At 33.3% G+C, this 18,522-nt stretch carries 9 protein-coding genes; all 9 read right to left on the bottom strand.

The genetic code is table 11. The features are described 5' to 3' along the window. Nucleotides 1–73 precede the first annotated feature (73 nt). A complete protein-coding gene (locus H2O64_RS04480; RefSeq protein ID WP_187560948.1) occupies nucleotides 74–1,186 on the bottom strand; it encodes a T9SS type A sorting domain-containing protein in 1,113 nt (370 codons plus the stop codon). A 287-nt stretch (nucleotides 1,187–1,473) separates the two neighbouring features. After that, complete coding sequence (locus H2O64_RS04475) at nucleotides 1,474–2,460, bottom strand: hypothetical protein (protein ID WP_187560947.1); 987 nt, start codon at nucleotides 2,458–2,460, stop codon at nucleotides 1,474–1,476. An 89-nt stretch (nucleotides 2,461–2,549) separates the two neighbouring features. Further along, on the bottom strand, nucleotides 2,550–3,308 hold the full coding sequence (locus tag H2O64_RS04470) for a LytR/AlgR family response regulator transcription factor (RefSeq protein ID WP_187560946.1): 759 nt from the start codon (nucleotides 3,306–3,308) through the stop codon (nucleotides 2,550–2,552). 6 nt (nucleotides 3,309–3,314) lie between these two features. Then, nucleotides 3,315–6,218 (bottom strand): sensor histidine kinase, encoded by a 2,904-nt coding sequence (locus H2O64_RS04465; RefSeq protein WP_187560945.1) that lies wholly within the window; start codon nucleotides 6,216–6,218, stop codon nucleotides 3,315–3,317. A gap of 744 nt (nucleotides 6,219–6,962) precedes the next feature. Next, a complete protein-coding gene (locus H2O64_RS04460; RefSeq protein WP_187560944.1) occupies nucleotides 6,963–10,685 on the bottom strand; it encodes an amino acid adenylation domain-containing protein in 3,723 nt (1,240 codons plus the stop codon). Nucleotides 10,686–11,083: 398 nt separating this feature from the next. Continuing rightward, a complete protein-coding gene (locus H2O64_RS04455; RefSeq protein WP_187560943.1) occupies nucleotides 11,084–15,919 on the bottom strand; it encodes a RecQ family ATP-dependent DNA helicase in 4,836 nt (1,611 codons plus the stop codon). A 326-nt stretch (nucleotides 15,920–16,245) separates the two neighbouring features. Next, nucleotides 16,246–17,628: a hypothetical protein gene (locus H2O64_RS04450; protein WP_187560942.1), complete on the bottom strand. Its 1,383-nt coding sequence runs from the start codon at nucleotides 17,626–17,628 to the stop codon at nucleotides 16,246–16,248. Between the two features lie 2 nt (nucleotides 17,629–17,630). Beyond that, complete coding sequence (locus H2O64_RS04445; protein ID WP_187560941.1) at nucleotides 17,631–17,858, bottom strand: hypothetical protein; 228 nt, start codon at nucleotides 17,856–17,858, stop codon at nucleotides 17,631–17,633. Nucleotides 17,859–18,021: 163 nt separating this feature from the next. After that, entirely contained in the window at nucleotides 18,022–18,213 is a 192-nt protein-coding gene (locus H2O64_RS04440) for a hypothetical protein (RefSeq protein WP_187560940.1), read from the bottom strand. Nucleotides 18,214–18,522 lie beyond the last annotated feature (309 nt).

The following is an 18,522-nucleotide window of genomic DNA, read 5'->3' as shown; positions in this document are numbered from 1 at the left end:
AGCAAAAATGCCCCGAGATTGAAGTATTTTATTTGCTTTTCTTCTGAAAGTGTTCTTTTTTTTTCTGAAGACTTTATTGTTTAATAAAGCGTTTGGTTACACTTCCATTTTCAGTGTTAATTTTAATAAAATAAATGCCCGCTTTGAGTTGAGAAACATCAAGTGATGCATTAAACTTACCCGTAATTATTTCTTTTCCTACTACAGAAAAAATTGTATAATCTTTTGGTCTTGAATTGGTTTGGATATGCAATTGATCTTGAACAGGGTTTGGATAGATTTTTGTACTCGAGATATCAATATCAAAATCATTTGTATTTAATAAGTTATCTGTTATAACGTATAATTCAGATGTAATTGCTGCATAAAAAACTTGGTTTCCAATTATTTCTATTGAGCGTGGATAATCTACGGATGGGTTTCCGGAAGACGGTACAGTAGCCAATGTATTTACAGTATTGGTATTTCTGTTTAGGCGTTTTATTTTTGCACCTTGATAAGTACCATAATAAATGTAATTTGTTGTAATTTCTATAGAAACAATTTCATCTACATCTGTATGTATTATCTGAGGTATTGCTGTAGCACTTGTTAAATCAACCGCATATAAATTAGTGTTATCACTTGAAGTATAATATAGATTGTTACCAAGCACTTCTGCATCCCATAAAACACTGTTTAAACTAAGCGTTTGCAAAGGTAGAATAAGATCTATAGCGTTTGAAGTACTCGCTTGTGGAGCAGTACCGTAGATAAAATCATTTTGATAGAATACGTGATTTTGTAAACTAGACACTGCTATACCAGACACAAGCGTAGGTGTCGTTGGTAGCGTTTGATTCAAATCTAAATCATAAAAATTTATACTCGAAAATCCGCCATTGAACCTTAACGTATTCTGATTAATAGAAAGATTCGCAGCACCTGTAGTACCTATATAAACTTCTTGAGCGCTTGGAGAAGCTTGATTTGTGTCTAATGATAAAGCAGCTTGACGAATAGGAAAAGAACCTGTAGTTGAATAACCTCCAACTGCCAAATAAATATTAGAACCAGATTTTATAATATCCCTAATTTGTCCTGTACTATTACCATTTGCACCTGGTACTGAATAATAAACTTGTTGCGATTGTGCCCAAAAGGTTATAAAAAGTAAGAATTTGAAAAAAAGTATTTTTGTTTTCATAATAAATTATATTTTAAATTTGTTACAACAAAAATGCCTCGATATCGAGGCATTTTATTTGCTTTTTTTCTGAAACAAGCATCTTTTTTTCTGAAATTTTGATTCGGTTAATCGTTTTCTAAAAGTAACTTTACTTTTGCATCATACTCATTGGATGTTATCTTTAGCAACTTTTCTATTACAATTAAAAAACACTATTGAGGCTGTCTTAAAAAACACCTTTTTTTAGTATGTTCACTTTTAATGACTGTTTAGACAACCACAAACAGCCTAACTAAAAAACGAATCTAATTTATCGTTGCAGATGATCCGCAAGCACTATTTGCTGAATAAAACTTAACGCCTTTTGCTCCCTTTTTATCACTGAAAAAATAATATAAATCACTTCTACAATCCATTGCGCCTTCCCTTCCTGAATCTATTTTTGTATTACTAAAATTGTTGCTAGAAGAACTAATCCAAATGGTAGTTGACTTATTATTTTTTACAATTAGTCTGGTACCTGCATTAATTTTAGTCCATTTTCGTCTATTTTCAACTTCTTTTGGTGAATTGTAAATAGAATCGTTATATCGCTTTACAAAGTCTTTTCCTTCTTTTCTAAATTTTTCAATTTTAGCTCTATCAGATTTATCTTTTGAAGTTAACTGATACGCTTTTTGCTTGGCACTCATTTTAGTTTCGTAAGTATTTACAATAGACACTATATCCAAACTTCTAAGGTATTTTTTTTCTGAATTAGAACCACCTTTACCAACATTTTTGAATCTGCTAAATAAACCTTTCTTTTTCTTCTTTTTTGTTACTTTCTTTTCTTCAGTATCTTGTTTCATAGCTTTTGGACGCTTTAAAACATATACTTCCCATAAGCTTACAGGTTTTAATATCCCATCTTTATCCACTTGAAATTTATACATAGACCCATCAATCATCGCATAGGTTTCGCTATCGTATTTATGTTTCATCATTTTAGTTATTGGGTAATGGTCTACCCTACCATAATTTTGTACCTCATCAAAACCGAAAACATATTTTCCAGTTTTAACACTGTAGGCTTTAAATCCAATCGGAATGCCTTTTACCTCCAATAGCTTTATATTAATCTCTTCACCTTGTTCACCTGGCGTATAATATTCTGATGTTGCATTATACCTGTAAAAAGTCGTGTATACAGCATCATTACCATTGGCTTTTAATTGTTCGTAAAATGTTTGCTGTGCATTAGCGCTAATCGTACATAGAATAGCTAACAAAATAATTTTAATTGTTTTCATTGTTTTAATTTTATACAGCAAAAATGCCTCAATAAAGAGGCATCGTTTAAAAATTATTTCTGAAAACACTATTTTTTTTTCTGAATCTACTAGGTGTTAAACACCTCGCTTAAAACTAGCATAAATTCGTCTCTTTTATCTTTGGAGATTGGTATTGTTTTATTGTTAGTCATTACCAAATGATGGCCGTCTCTTTTAGATAATTCTTTAATGTGTTTTAAATTAATTAAATAGGATCGATGTGGTTTATAAAAAATTGGAAGACTCTTCAATTGTTCCACAAAGTGCTTTAAGGGTTTGCAAATAAGTTGTGTGTCGCCATTATCTAAATACGTTTTTGTATACATGCCGTCTGCTTCAAACAGAACAATATCATCATGAGAAATGAAAATGACACCTTTTGGAATTTCTAGTGCAATTTTATTTAATGCTAATTGATTAAATGCCTTTTTTAAATCTTGTAATTGATTGTTTATACTTTTTTCCTTAAGCATGCTAATAGCTTTGTTTGTAGCAGATTTAAGTTCCTCTCTATCAATTGGCTTGAGCAGATAATCTATTGCAGACAATTTAAAAGCATCTACAGCATACTGATTGTAAGCTGTGGTGAAAATAATTTGAAAATCGATAACAGTATCTTCTAGTAATTCTAAAATTTGAAGCCCAGAATATTTAGGCATTTCAATATCTAGATACACAATATCTGGTTTTTGAGATTTAATAATTTCGACACCAGACTCTAAATCGGAAGCTTGCATTATTGTTTCAATTTCTGGACATTGCTCATCTAATAACCGTTCTAATAAACGCCTTGCTTTGTTTTCATCATCAATTATAAGTGCTTTCATTCTACTTTATATTGGTAAGGTAATTACAACTTTAGTTCCTGTTTTAGTTTCAGGATTTAAAGGTGTTGTACTTACAGTTATTTTTAAATCTCTATTTGTATTAAGCAAAGCAACTCGCCTTTCATTAGCGCTTGTAGCAAATGACCTGTGCAATGGTTGCCTATTTTTATTTAATTCTTTTGAAGCTTCTACACCAATACCATTATCTGTAACTTCACAAAACAAAACATCTTTAGTTTCATTCATGTAGAAGTCTATTTTAAGCATTCTATCCTTTTTCTTATGCAACAAACCATGCTTTAAAGCATTTTCTACATAAGGCTGAATAAATAAAGACGGTATTTTTATTTCATTACTATTTATGTTTTTAGAAACTTGTATAGAATAGTCTAACAAATCTTCAAATCTATTTTTCTCTAATTCTAAATAAATATTGAGCGCATTTAGTTCTTGACTTAATGTTACCTCACTTTCTCTGCTATGCTCTAAATAAATACGGATTAAACGCGAGAATTTAATAAGAAATGAACTTGCCAATTCTTTTTCATTTAAAACAATATATTCTTGAATAGAATTCAGCGCATTAAAAATAAAATGTGGATTCATTTGCGAACGTAAATTCTCCAATTGAGAGAGCACCAGCTGTTTGTTAACAATCTCTTTTTGTAAAATTTCGTTTTGCTTTATTTTTAGTTTTCTGATTTTTGATGTAAAAATAGAATAGATAATAATACCTACTACAGATATAACTAAAAGGAAAAACCACCAACGTTTCCAAATTGGTGTTGCAATTGAAAACGCTATAGATTCTAATGTATCCGCTTGATCAACAATTTTAACTTGAAATGTGTAGTTACCACTAGGCAAACTGCTATAATTAACGTAATTAATTTGTTCTTTTAAATTACGCCAAGTTGAATCTAAACCCAAAAGCCGATACTCATATCGAGTATTTATAGCACTTTGAAAACCATTAACATTAAAATTAAATCGAATTTTATTTTCGTTATAATTGAGCGTGTAAGATGGTTTTATCGGTTGCGAAATTTCATTAACTATAATGTCTGTGAAATAAATATATTCTCTTTGAGGCGCTTTGAATACCTTATCTTTATAGAGTCCAAATATGCCAAAATTTGAACTAAAAAGTACACTATTCTCTAAAATCTCAATATCTGATATGCGGTACGATGGTATTCCATTTTTTCGTGTCAAATTCTGAAAAACTCTAGTATCCATATTTAACAGTTGAATACCTTTTTCAGTTGTGATCCATAATTGATGCCCATCACACTGCAATACTCCTGTATTGTTAGACAATAAACCGTTTGATGTATTATAATTCGTAACCACTTTAGTGTCCTTAATTTCAAAAATTCCATTTTTAAATGTAGAAACCCAAAGTGTATTATCTTTGGATTGTGTAATTGAAATTACTGCAATAGAATCACCGTTATATGTTATTTCAGATTGTTGTAATTGCTCATCAAACACAAAAAAACCTTCTACAGTACCAATATATAGTTGCTTTGTAGTTTCTGAATAATAATTGGTGTAAGAGCGTTTATTTACTAGTTTGGAAATAATTTCAAAATTATCATCTAACAAAACAGCTGCTTTATAGGAAGATAAAACATAACCCAAACCCGCTACTTTAGATAGACTTTTAGCCCCAAACACTATGAGCGCATCTATCTTTTTTAATTCCTTACTATTTATATTATAACGAAAAGCCGCATCTTCTTTAACTATTATAAATTCACTATCATTTTTATTTTCTGTAATCTCAGAAATTCTATAAGCTGAACTTGAGTCTAGTACTTTAAAGTCACTGTTATCTAAATTAAATGTTGCAATGATCCCTTTTTTTGTTCCATATAAAATAGTTGAGTTACCTAAGTTTTTCAACTTATTAATATTGATAGCATTGTTTGGTAGCTTATATTTAAAAACACCAATACTTGGTATCACAAAAATACCGTCGCCTTTAGTTGTCACCCAGTAATTTTCGTTACTATCAATCATGATTTTTGTAACAAAGAAATCATCTAAAAAATGTTGTTTAAGTACTAATTTATTTTCTTGTAACCTAAATATTGAAATTCCGAAATCTGTAGCTACCCAAATAGCATCATCTTTAAAAAAAACTTGATTAATGATACGCCGTTTTAGCGCTAGTGGGACTTCTATTTTTTGTATTTTTTTTTTCTCAATATCAAATTGATAAAATATATTTTCAGAATTTCTAATAAAATGACAGAACGACACACTACCATTTGAAACAATACTTGGCAATTTAGCAATACTTTCTATGGGGTAATTATCATAGATATCTATATATAAACTATCTATTTTCTGAAATGCATCATTTGTCTTTACAATCTGATTACCTTCTGTATACAAATAATGATCACCAGCTTTAAAAGCTAAACCAACTCGAGATACATTTTCATTAAAAAGCTCTTTAGTTTTCTTATCCTTTAAGTTTATGATTACTATTTTTTTTCCAGTAAACACAAGCAATTGTGTTGCTGTTACTTTAAATTGAGATAGCTCTCCGTTAAGAATTTGGCTTAAGTCTATAAATAAATATAATTTATCGTCTTTAACATAAAAAAACTGTCCTGTTATATTATTACACCAAATACGACCTTGATGATCTTCTAATGTTCCAAAAACAGCATTCCCTCTTTGCTTGGGATGCGAAAAGTGTTTATACTCTCTACCATCATAGCGATACAAACCTTTATCTGCCGCTAACCATATAAATTTTTTAGCATCTTCCACGATATTGTAAAATTCAATATCTGGTAGCCCATCTTTTTCATTTAAATGTATTGTAGCTGGTTGCTGTGCGTTTAAAACCAATGCACAAAAAAGAAACCACACTAAAAAAAAACGGGTAAACATAGTCTGCTAAATTTTAAATCAAATATACAGTTTAGATCTAGTATTGATTTTTTTTCTTTCTGGAAATCGGTAAAAGCTTTCTGAAATAACAAATCTCGTACATTTTACACCAGCGAGATTTAGAATTATAATATGTAGAAATACTGAATCGGCATTGCTACAGTAAGCTCTACATCAAGCTAAGAGAAAAAATAATTAACTAAACTTTGAAAGATGTCAAAAAAGCGAAATAATCATAAGAATTACATAGACTCTAAATATTGAGACTTTCATAATTCATTACTTCGGATTTTGATGCAGTAAAAAATAAAAGTCAATATGTTGTATAAGGATATTCTTCATGTACAAAACCTAAAATAAATCCTTTGTTTAACTTTTTTAATACTGGTGATAAAACAAAGTGTCAAGAAACAAATCGATGTTTCAATAGCGTTTGAAGACGAAAGCTTGCTGTAGATTCGCAAGAACAATTCCCTAGCGGGGGGAAGCTTGCCGCACCTCTGCGAGAACGATTCCTCAGCTGTTGGAAGCTATTTGTAGTGTTACAAATTCAATCCAACAATCACTTTTTAATAATTATTCAATGAAACCATCAAAATAATACAAAAAACAGAAGCGAATTTGAAACGCTTTCACAGAATCGTATTCAATACCTATGAATATTCTTGATGCTCTTCCGCAACTGAATCTGCGGAAGAGTAAACTTTTAAGCTAATTAACAAATACTTCTGATCATATTTTCTATTAAACAGCAGTAACAAGCTGTCGCTGATTTACCATTCGTGCAATAAACCAAATAAATGGCTCCACTTGCCCTTTTAACACACAAGTTCCGTTACAAATACTATGAAGTAATGCTTGTACATCCGATGACTGCAAAGCGGAAACTGCTGCCCTATCAGCAAGAAGTAACGAACAAGAAGGTAAATTATACTTCTTATCAGCATTCAACGTCACGTCTCCATCTTTAACTAAAATTGTGACTGGCTCAGACTGTTCAGAAACGCTAACAGAAATCACAAGGTTTGGAGTTGGAATAGAAACTTCTGTTATCCATTTTTTTAGATACACAGCAAATGTATTTGCCCAAACCTCAATATCCGATTGCGTGATGTTTGCATCTCTAGTTTCATGAAGTATTGCTGCGAGTTGCGCATCTACTTCACGTTCTGCTTCGATGAGCGCTTCTATGGTTTTGTCTACATCTTCGCGTGTATGAGCGGCTGAGCAAATGAGTCGTAAGCGACCGCGTCCAGTTTCCACAATTGGATACGTTACTGCCGAAGTTTGAATACCACGCTTATATAAGCTCTGTACTATTGCGTACAATTTATCCTTATCACTAAAATGAGGCGTAACAATTGGTCCATCTCCAGTACCTAAATCATATCCTGCGTCTTCGAATCGTTTACGCATGTAACGTGTTGTATCCCAAAGTCGCTCGCGTAATGCATCATCAGAACGAAGACGACGTAATGCAGTCAGTGCTGCTGCCATATCCGCTGGACTCACAGAAGCCTGAAAGATATAAGCTCTGGAAGATGACTTCATGAGGTCAACATGTTCTTGACTAGCCGCAACAACGCCACCAAGACTCCCTAAGGCTTTGCTTAGTGTTGTCATGATAAAATCTACTTCTTCAGTCACGCCTTGAGCTGCACAAATTCCAGCGCCACCTTTACCGTAAAAACCAAAAGAATGCGCTTCGTCCACTAGAACAAGTGCATTATATTTTTTTGCCATGCGTACAATTTCTGCAACTGGCGCAGCACCTTCGCCCATACTATATACACCTTCTAGAACTACTAGAATACTACGATAAGGTGAAACTTCCGACTTAAGAACAGCTTCCAAATCAGATGGATTATTATGCTGAAACGTTCGAATCGTTGCACCGCATAAACGAGCACCGTCAACAATGGATGCATGACAGAGTTGATCAATAACAACAACATCGTTTTTTCCTAAAATCCCAGCAATTGCTCCAACATTGGCTGTGTATCCTGTCGGAAATAGACAAGCGCTAGGCTTTCCCACTAAATCGGCAAACTCTGTTTCAAATTCTAAGTGTTGATTGGTCATACCTGACGCTGCCGCAGAAGTTCCCATTCCTGTTCCAAAACGCGCTAAAGCGCTAGAAGCTTCTTCCATGACTTTTGGATCACGGTTCAAGCCCAGATACAGATTGGTCGTCCATATAACCGCTTCTTGTTCTTCATCATTGTAAGCATCGCCAACAGTTCCTCTGGTTCCACTTCCAGTAAGCAATACTTTACTGTAAGGATTTCTGCGATTGTCGTTTACCATGCGTAAGACTTCTTGAACTAGCTTGCTCTTATCAGTAACACTCCATGAAGGTACTTTTGCTGCCTGAAATGTCGGATGGCTCGACTGAATATGTGTTTGAAAACTAGCCAGCGTATCCATCAAATTAGATCGGTTTTGAGTGGATTGATCATCAGAATTACTTTTATCGCTATTAAGTATATAATTCACCAATGCATTTGGAGTGGAATGTTCAAAAATAACTCGAGCTGGCAAGTCTAGACCCAATAATTTGCTGAGTCGACTACTAAATTCCAATGTGCTTAGGGAATCGAGACCAAAACTGTCGAATGAATCGTCTGGCAATACTTCTGCTGGATCACCTAAGTTAAGTAACGAAGCCACCTGATTTTGAATGATCGACAGTATCGCTGCTTGCTGTTCATTATTTGAACCTACCAAACGTTGTATAAGAATGTTGGTACTATCAACTGCCTCAGCACTTGGGCTTGATACAACAGCATCTTCTAGGTTCATAAGTTTCTTACGATCGAGTTTGTCATTGGGTAAAAAAGGAAGTGTTTCTAGATGTTTCACAACTTGAGGAACCATATATTTTGGGAGTCGTTCTGATAAATAGGATTTGACTTTCGCCTGTGTTACCGCTTTATCACGACTTACAACATAGACTACTAGTATTTTCTGACCAGTGCTACCATCTACGGCAGCCGCAGCTGCAGCATCAACACCTTCCATAGACTCTAATGTTGATTCAATTTCTTCAAGTTCAATTCGGAAACCTCTGATCTTTACTTGTTGGTCAACTCGTCCCAAAAATTCGATTTCTCCATTTTCCGTCCAGCGACACAAATCGCCCGTTTTATACAACCGATTATCTGGAATCAACTCACTAGGTTCCATCTCAATGAAACGCTCCTTGGTCTTCTCTTCATCGTATAAGTATCCTCGCGCAAGTTTACTTCCTGCTAGGTATAATTCTCCTGCAATTCCAGCAGAAACAGGTTGCAAAGTATCATCTAAAATATACGCTCGTGAGTTAGGCACCGACATACCGATCGTAACTACTTGCGTACCCAAAGGAACTTCGGCAATAGTCGAATAAACCGTATCTTCTGTAGGTCCATACGCGTTTAGTACGCGTAGTTTTGGATTTTGTGCATACACTTGTTCTACTAATGAACGTTTGAGCGCTTCACCACCAAAAACTAAACATTGTATACTTTTGGGTAATTCTTCTGTAGAAAGTAACGCTTGCATTGCCGATGCAACCATTACGCATGTTCTTACTTGATTTATTGCTGGAAGTTGGGTCAATTCAAGTGCATTTTTTGCAAGTATTATGGTGCCGCCTAATGATAGCGTTCCCATAATTTCCAGTACCGAAGTATCGAAACAAACAGACGCAGCAGCAAGTACTCCTTTCAACTCTTCATCACTAAATTTCTCTCGCATAGCCTGACGCATTGCAATTACACTTTTGTGCTCAACAGCAACTCCTTTTGGTTTTCCAGTTGAACCCGAGGTATAGATGACATACGCCAAATCGTTTGCAGATGATCGTACTGAGCTATCGGAATGATCTCCTATTTTATTAATCCACAATAGTTCACGAACTCCATTGCATAGGTTGGCAGTGTTTTCATTGTCCACAATAGCTGCTACAGCACGAGAATGTTCTAACATATATCGAATCCGATCTTGTGGATATGCAGGATCTAAAGGTACATACGCACATCCAGCTTGCATGACACCAATTAGTGTAGCAACCAATTCCCAAGAACGGTCCATACACACTCCGACCAATGATCCTGGTTCTACACCACGATTCTGAAGTTCTCCGACAACTTCGCTAGCGCGTTTCATGAGGCGCTTATAGTCTATTTTAGTCTCGCCATCGATAATTGCCATCCGTTTTGGATGTGCTAGCATTTGCTTCACAATGTGTCCGCAAATGGTGGTTTCCAACTCATCGTTAGTTGCTAAACCAAGTTCTTTCTCCATTAATTTTTGCAAATCTTGGGAAGTCATCTTGATTATTTCTTCTGTATTCTTCACTCCTGCTGCATTCAACATGCTTTGTCGATTACTAGCAATTTCACCGTCGCTCGAGCCTGAATTAAAACGGTCTAATTTATCCGTATTCGTTGACAGCTCGCTAAAAAACTGAGTTAATTTGTCCATGTATTCCTTCTTTTTATAATTGATTAGTTTGATTTTAAAAAGCAAATGAATCGGGGAATCAGGAATTTGTTTAATTTTTTATGTATGAATACAGCAATGTTGTTACTCTAAAAAAAGTACTTGTTTGTACTTTATCAGTTTTGTTTTAATTAGTATTTGTTTGTATGTGTAATTTTTTCTGTTGAAAACATATCTATTCTGGTTAACAACACAAAAATGACATGCCTAAAAATACAATTTTTTCAAACAAAAATTTTAAACATTTGAAAACATCAGGTGTTTTTCTATGAGTTTAAGGATCTGTAAAGTAAGTACTATTTTAAAACGAGTCTGTTTTATAAAAAAATAGAAGTTAAAAGAAAGTGTTTTTTAAAATATTTAAAGAATATTGATGATGGTTAATTTTCAGTACTAGTTTTAGTGAATGACAATCTTGGTAACACAATTTTATATTCTTTTTCTTCGTCTTTGTCATACCAAAAAACCAGATATTCGACTGAACCACTTATCATTTGATAACCATCTTTTTCAAAAATAGCATGTGTCTTCTCCATAAATCCTTTAGAAAAAATAGAAATATTTCCATTATTCATTTTGGCCAATCCTAAAGCTTCGTTTGTTGAAAACTTGACAATATCTTTTTTTAATTTTTCTCCAGATACCAATGTAGAAATTCTATTTGGTACACCATAACCTTTTTGAGATTTTAAGTAGATATCTTTGTGTCCAAGTACAATTTCAAAATTGGAAGGTTGTTGCGTAACACCTGTAAAGTCAATAAATTTAAGTGCTTTACTTTTAAATTCATCAAAAAATGCAGCATTGCAATGCAGTTGTAAACTTTCCTTTGCACGAGAACAACCAACATATAATGCACGTTTTGATGCGATTTCAGCAAAATTAAAATCTTCTAATAACAAATATACATGATCAAATTCTTTTCCTTTTGATTTGTGCATGGTTGCGATAATAATAGCATTCACGTCCGCATTGATCGCGTCTTCCATGTTGATTTCACGAATATAATCGTACCAATCAACTAATAAACGGTACTTCGGATAGTTTACTTCAAACTTGGAAATTACAGCCAAACAAGTTTCTAAATGAATGCTCGTTTCATGTTGAATGGAAAAAATACGTTTTGCTTTATTCCATAAGCTTTCTAATATAAATCCGCCATCATTTTTATTTTTCTGAAGTTGTGCCGTAAATGATCTCAATTCATATAAGTCTGCTAGCCTAAAACCTTGTAATCCCGTAATTAATTTTGTTTTTTGACCTGCACTTTTTAAGAATGTTTGCACCATCAATGCTTGTTTGTTAGTGCGAACCAGTACCGCGCGTGTTCCTGGATAATCATCTGCAATGAGCTGATCTACTAACGATTTCTCTAAATACTTAGACGTATATCGAATTAATTTAATTTTTGAAGACGATGGATCTTTAACAGATACTAATGTTTGATCTTTCAATCGCATTGGAATGCTTTGCAATAATTCGTTATTAAACTCTACAATTTCAGCACTACTTCTATAATTTTTAATTAATTTATAAGTAACAGTCTTTGGTTTTCTTTGAAAACTTAACATATGTTTATTCGATGAACCTCTAAATTCATAAATATTTTGGTCGTCATCACCAACAGCAATTACTTTAATTTTTTCAGATTTTTCTATAATTAATTGTATCAATTCCCATTCCTCAGCGTTTATATCTTGAAACTCATCCAATAGTAACACACTTTTATTTTCTATGGAAGTAATATCTATTTCGTCATCTTTGATCGCTTGTATACAATCTTTAATGATATTCTGAGATTTTTCTAAATCGCCCAATTGTCCTAGTAACTGAAAGCAAAACCCGTGAAACGTCGTTATTTTAATGAATCCTGCATATTCAGGCACTAATTCATAAGCTCTTGATCTAAATTCTAGCGACGCTGCTTTTGAAAAGGTAAGCATTAAAAATTGTTCAGGTTTAATGTCTTCTAACAATAATAAACTAGCAATTTTGTGTACCAATACTTTTGTTTTTCCACTTCCAGGGCCCGCTAAAACTAAGATGTTATCTGAATTCCCATCATTGACAATTTTTATTTGATCGACATCTAATTTACCCAAAATTTCTTCGAATCGTTTGGGGCTGACAGGTCTGCTAATTTCTGTTTTTCTTCTCGGAAAATAAGTTCTTATGAATTCATCATACGATTGACTGAAATAATTATTCACAAAAGTGATGGCAGATTCATAATTTTGCAATCTTCTTTTTGCATATTCGCCCACAATATGAATTTGCTCCGTTCGCTGGCGATAATGTGTGTCCATCTTTTCAAAATTATCTTTTGTAAATCGTGGAATAGAATCATCAATATCTTCAATATTAAACCGATTGTAAAACACCATAAAACCGCCTTCTAATTGTATAGATTTTATTTGATTCAAAAATAACAATGCTCGTTCGTATTGTTTGATGGTTGCGTTTTTAGTTTCGCCAAAAAAACCAGAAGATTCATTTTGTTTTTTCAATCCTAACATGGAAAAACCAACAGGCAAATCGCGCTTGTCTTGATTAGTAATTTGATTTTGTTGTGCTGTGTATAATTTAATTAAAATCTCAAGTGAATCTACTGCCAGTTCATGTCGCAATTGAATATCTTTTGCAATTGCTTCATTATTTTTCACTTTAATTTGATACGTTTCGGTATCTCTATCAATACGTCTTTTATCGATAAAACGTCGGATTTCCCAATAGTTAAGAATGTTTTTAATACTTGTTATTGAAGTTTTCTCAACACCTTTGTCTAATAGATTTTGATTCAACGCACGCATTGATATTTTAAGATCTTTTGTTAAGAATTGTTGTAGCGCGACTTCTAGTTTTAGATAACGTTGTAAAATATTTTTAGAACCGTTAGCCGACTGAACCAAACTTATAAAAGCCGTTAAGTCTCTCGCATCTCCTAAAATTTGTAATTCTCTCAAAATATCAATGACATTCCGAATTTCTTTTAATGTTAATCCTGTTCTGTCAGACAAATAGTCAACTCTACATTCATCATCTTTAATAATTCGTTGTAAAACTCTTGAACATTGATCAATTTGCGTTTCTGTTACTGTAGTATTTTCATGAAGTTTATTTAGTGCCTTCTTCAAATTAGGAACCAATAAACTATTTGCAAAAACACGTGACGAATTCTGTTTTCGTTTCAAAAAACCTCGATCTTCCAATGCTGCAATAGACGTTTTTACTTTGGTTTCTAAATCTTTAATTTCCGTGTCCCAACCTGCTTTTTGTGCAATTTCTAAGGCAGAATTACTGATCTTTTTACTAATTCTATATTTTGACAAATATTTTAGTGCTTGCCAAACTTGTTGAATTTCTTTTTGATTGATTTTCGTTTGTTGCAGCAGACTAAAATGTTTGTTTAAATCATCTTCATTGAATAAAATATAACACTTTGCTTCTATTTTTTCATCTCTTCCAGCACGACCTGCTTCTTGGACATAATTTTCTAAAGAATCTGAAATATTGTAATGAATTACAGATTTTATATCGTCTTTGTCAACGCCCATTCCAAATGCGGAAGTAGCAACGATGATATCTTTTGAACCATTCATAAAAGCATCCATGTGAAGCGTTTTCACGTCTTTATTCAGTTTTCCGTGAAAATAAGTCGCTTCAAAATTTGCTTCCGTGATTAAACGATGAATTTCTTCTACTCTTTTGGTTCGTGATGCATAAATAATGGCTGGTTTTTCACAACGATCTAATACTGAAAATAGTGATGCCATTTTCTGATTCGGATCTTTGATGTCAATGACTTCGTATTTTAGATTAACACGACTCGCTCTAGTTACATATTCTTTGAGTTGAATGTTTAATTTTGATTGAAAGTACGCTTTGATGTCTTCAATTACTTGTGGTTTTGCCGTTGCCGTAAAACAAGAAACTGGAATTCTGGTATACAATCTTTCTGCTTCTAGACTTTTGATGAAATTGCCTATATATAAATAATCGACTCTAAAATCTTGACCCCACGAAGAAAAACAATGTGCTTCATCAATCACAAATCGAGCAATGGAGCGTTCTCTTAAAATTCGTAAAATGGTTGGCGAACGCAAAGATTCTGGAGAAATATATAATAATTGTATATCGCCATTTTCAACACGTTCAATAGCATCTTGTCGCTCCAAAGGCGATAATAATCCATTGATTGCAATTGCTTTTGTAATGCCAAATTTTCTTTCCAAATTATCAACCTGATCTTTCATCAAAGATACCAATGGAGAAATGACAACGGTAAGTTGTCGTACAGAATCTCCTTTCATTAATGCGGGCAACTGAAATGTTAACGATTTTCCGCCGCCAGTTGGAAAAACCGCCACGAATGAGGCAGGTCCAAGTCCGGCACTGACTGTTTTTTCCTGTAAACTAATGGCTTCATTAGGATCAAAACTTCTAAAGTTATCGTATCCGAAATATGTTTCTAATGCTTTTCTTGGGTTTAAATTAGTATTACAATAGTTGCAGTTTGTCTTTCCACAAAAATTGAATCGCATTACATCCAAAACCCGTTGTGTTTCAGGAAACGTTTTTTGAACCCAATTGGGTAATATGGAACTTTCTTTCGCCCGAATTAAAGAAAAAGCATACGCTAATTCTATTGGTTTTTTTTGTGCAATTTCAGTAATGTTGGTCGTATTGCAAATGGTATCTTTAAAAAGTTCTTTTAAAGGAATTTGATCAAATATATTATTTGAACGAAAAGAAGTCAACTCTAAAAAACCAGCATAATTTTTCGATTTGGACAGTAAAACACTGTATAGCATTTTTTCAACATCTTTTAATGTATTAAAAGCATTCAATTCTTCGCTTAGTAATATTTTAGTCAATTTACAATCTGAAAGTGGATTGTTATAATCACTGTCGTTAACAATTTTATAGCCTTTGACCAATTTATGATATGGATTCTCATTGAATATGATCGGTGACCATAATAGCGTATCTACCAATTTTTTGTGATGAAAAATTTCGACTCCTAGCTTCTTTTTCAAAATAGGAATATCGTGTGCTACAATATTGTGTCCACAAATATAATCGGCTTCTTGAATCCAAGTCGTGAGTTTTGCAAAATCATTACCGTGTAATTCTTGCCTGTTGAATAGCGCACCAACATCTTTAATTTTTCCTTGGAGCGTAGTCTCAAGGTCTATGTAGAGGATTTTAGTATTCATAGGGTTATTATCCTTCAACAGTTTTTCAACTGTTGTACTATCATGTCGTTGTAGTGACATTGGGGAATTGATAGTTTCTTTTTTAGCTTTTTTACAAGTTCGGCTATAACGTGTAAGCTAAGGTAGCAAAAAGAAGCGAATATCTTTTTATAAAGAAGGGTTTTTCAATCAAGCTCTTTTGAGAGGCATATCTAAACAATCATATACAGAATAGTATAGTTAAGTTACTCATGAAAGTTTCAACTTAAAAAAGGCTTTCAGAATTTCTGAAAGCCTTTTGTTTAATTGATTAGGTTGTTTATATAATTGTAAAATTTCATCAAAAGTTAATCTGCAGGAATCATATTGCATCCGCCTAACGAAGTAATTTTAGTTTCCATTCGTTGCCATAAATTCAAAGCTTCTAGTTGCGCAACGGTGTAGTTTCGTTGAAAAATTTCAAATACTTCACTGTTTGCATGACTTCTATTCGCGGCTTTGTCTGCACAATGCTTATTTAATACATAATTAGGAAGATATTGTAAAGCTAATTCTCTTACTTGTCTCCCAACATTATCAGCATGATCTGCTACTCCGCCAAACCAATTATTCCATGCAGTTTGATTAATTAATAGTGCCGATGCAGGAATCGTACTTTCATTTTTAAACATTCTGTTATACGGATCATCTCCATGAGTCAAATAACGTTGTATCGACATAAAGTTAGGAAGTGCATGCCCTGCTTTTACTTCTAATTTTACAGGAATATTGATCGTTCTTAAACACATTCTAAAAAATCCTGTGGTTCCCCAACAACCACCAGTTCGTTTTTTGATACCATCACCTGGACTACTCGTTTTTAACGTTCCGTTGATGACTCTTTCTATGGGAGGAAATCCTCTATATTGCCATTGATCAAATACATTGTCGGAATCCCAACCACCTGAGAAATGAGATAATCTTCGAGACCAATCGACCAAACGAGTTACCGTTTGTAAATGGCTGCTTCCAATTAGATTATTAGATGTTAAGAATTGGTAAATTTTAAATGGATCTCCTGGCGAAACAACTCCCAAATCAAATGGAATTGCATACGCGTTTTTACTGTTGTCCCATTTGAATAAATTTCTACTGTCAAAAATTAATTCTTTTTCAGAATTACTTAAGTTTCTAACAGACCAATTCACTCTTTTATCTGCTTCTACAACTAGTGATTGTGCAATGAAAGCTAAATAATAGTTCCAAGCTGTACTTCTACTCATGTTAGTTGAAGCACGTTCGTCTCCTGCAGATACCGAGGATAGTTGTGGTGTAGCTGATACGCCTGTATTTCTATTTCTGAGTATTTTATAGTAGTACGTTTTTAGCTCATTTTTCTCCGTAGCTGTCCAATTTCGGTAGTTGTGAATTCCACCATTTGGCAATTGAAAGTTTATAAAGTCACGTATGTAAGTATGACGATTCAACCAATCATTCAGATTAAAAAGAGGTTCTAAATAACCGCCTTCAGCTTCTCCAACTGGTTCAACACTCCAAGTAGAGAGTCTTTTGCGTGTGTGATCATAAGACATTGGCTTTTCATTCCGTAATAAACCCGTAATAAAATTACTTTCTTTTAAGGATAAATTTGAAATTGTATTGGCGCCACCAGATTCGTAGTAGACATTTATCGAAGTAGTTTCGTCAGTATTTCTGAATACTGCATATCTATTTATTTTTTTTCGTGCCATAACTATTCATTTTCTCCAACTGGTTCAACACTCCAAGTAGAGAGTCTTTTGCGTGTGTGATCATAAGACATTGGTTTTTCATTTCGCAATAAGTCTATTACAAATGAAGCTTCATCTATGGAAAGATTTGTTATTGTATTTGCGCCACCACCTTGATAGTAGACATTTACGGATGCCGTTTCACCTACATTGTAAAATACTGCATAATGAGTTACTTTTTTTCGTGCCATAATTTTTTTGGTTTTTTGGTTATAAACACAAAGTTGTAACTAATATCAAATTCTTGAAAGAAGAAAAACACCTTAAAGACAAGGGATTATGCTCCTTTTTCTTTAAGAAATGAGAAGATATAGATTGAAGAAGAAGAAAAGCGAGCCGAAGCTCGCTTATTTTTTACCAGCCAACATTGCACAATAATGATCCTGTACAACTGTCATCACCAATTGTTTCAACGCAATTGCCTTCCGTGAAAACTAAAATTGGAGTTAAAGCAGTAAATGAATATCCACCTTTGATAGATTTATCATTTAGCTTAGAAATAGATTTTTTGTTGAGGTTCAACGACTTAAGATTCTTTTTTTTCATAATATTAAGTTTTTAAATTTATATTACTTAGTACTTGTAAATAAAAAATGTTACCCCAATTATGAAAGACAGCATCAAAAACATAGTGTAAAACTAACATTCCCAAAGCAGGATAAAACCGCTCGTTTCATTTTATATCTATTTGACTATAAAGAAAAAAAGCGAACCGAAGTTCGCTTAAAGTTTATAGTTGTTATCTTGCTATACACCAATCGTTATCTTACTGTTTATGACTACAGTCAGTTACAGTAATATTGCACCAACAAGAACCAAATAATCCAGTACACAGTATAGAATTACCTAAAGAAT

The sequence above is a fragment of the Kordia aestuariivivens genome, assembly GCF_014397005.1.
GTDB classification, from domain to species: Bacteria; Bacteroidota; Bacteroidia; order Flavobacteriales; family Flavobacteriaceae; genus Kordia; species Kordia aestuariivivens.
Note: the sequence above shows the minus strand (reverse complement) of the source record. Positions and strands in the feature narration are given on the sequence as shown.

Coding starts and splice junctions, on each gene's coding strand:
- H2O64_RS04480 (WP_187560948.1), bottom strand. CDS start 1,186: ATGAAAACAAAAATACTTTTTTTCAAATTCTTACTTTTTATAACCTTT.
- H2O64_RS04475 (WP_187560947.1), bottom strand. CDS start 2,460: ATGAAAACAATTAAAATTATTTTGTTAGCTATTCTATGTACGATTAGC.
- H2O64_RS04470 (WP_187560946.1), bottom strand. CDS start 3,308: ATGAAAGCACTTATAATTGATGATGAAAACAAAGCAAGGCGTTTATTA.
- H2O64_RS04465 (WP_187560945.1), bottom strand. CDS start 6,218: ATGTTTACCCGTTTTTTTTTAGTGTGGTTTCTTTTTTGTGCATTGGTT.
- H2O64_RS04460 (WP_187560944.1), bottom strand. CDS start 10,685: ATGGACAAATTAACTCAGTTTTTTAGCGAGCTGTCAACGAATACGGAT.
- H2O64_RS04455 (WP_187560943.1), bottom strand. CDS start 15,919: ATGAATACTAAAATCCTCTACATAGACCTTGAGACTACGCTCCAAGGA.
- H2O64_RS04450 (WP_187560942.1), bottom strand. CDS start 17,628: ATGGCACGAAAAAAAATAAATAGATATGCAGTATTCAGAAATACTGAC.
- H2O64_RS04445 (WP_187560941.1), bottom strand. CDS start 17,858: ATGGCACGAAAAAAAGTAACTCATTATGCAGTATTTTACAATGTAGGT.
- H2O64_RS04440 (WP_187560940.1), bottom strand. CDS start 18,213: ATGAAAAAAAAGAATCTTAAGTCGTTGAACCTCAACAAAAAATCTATT.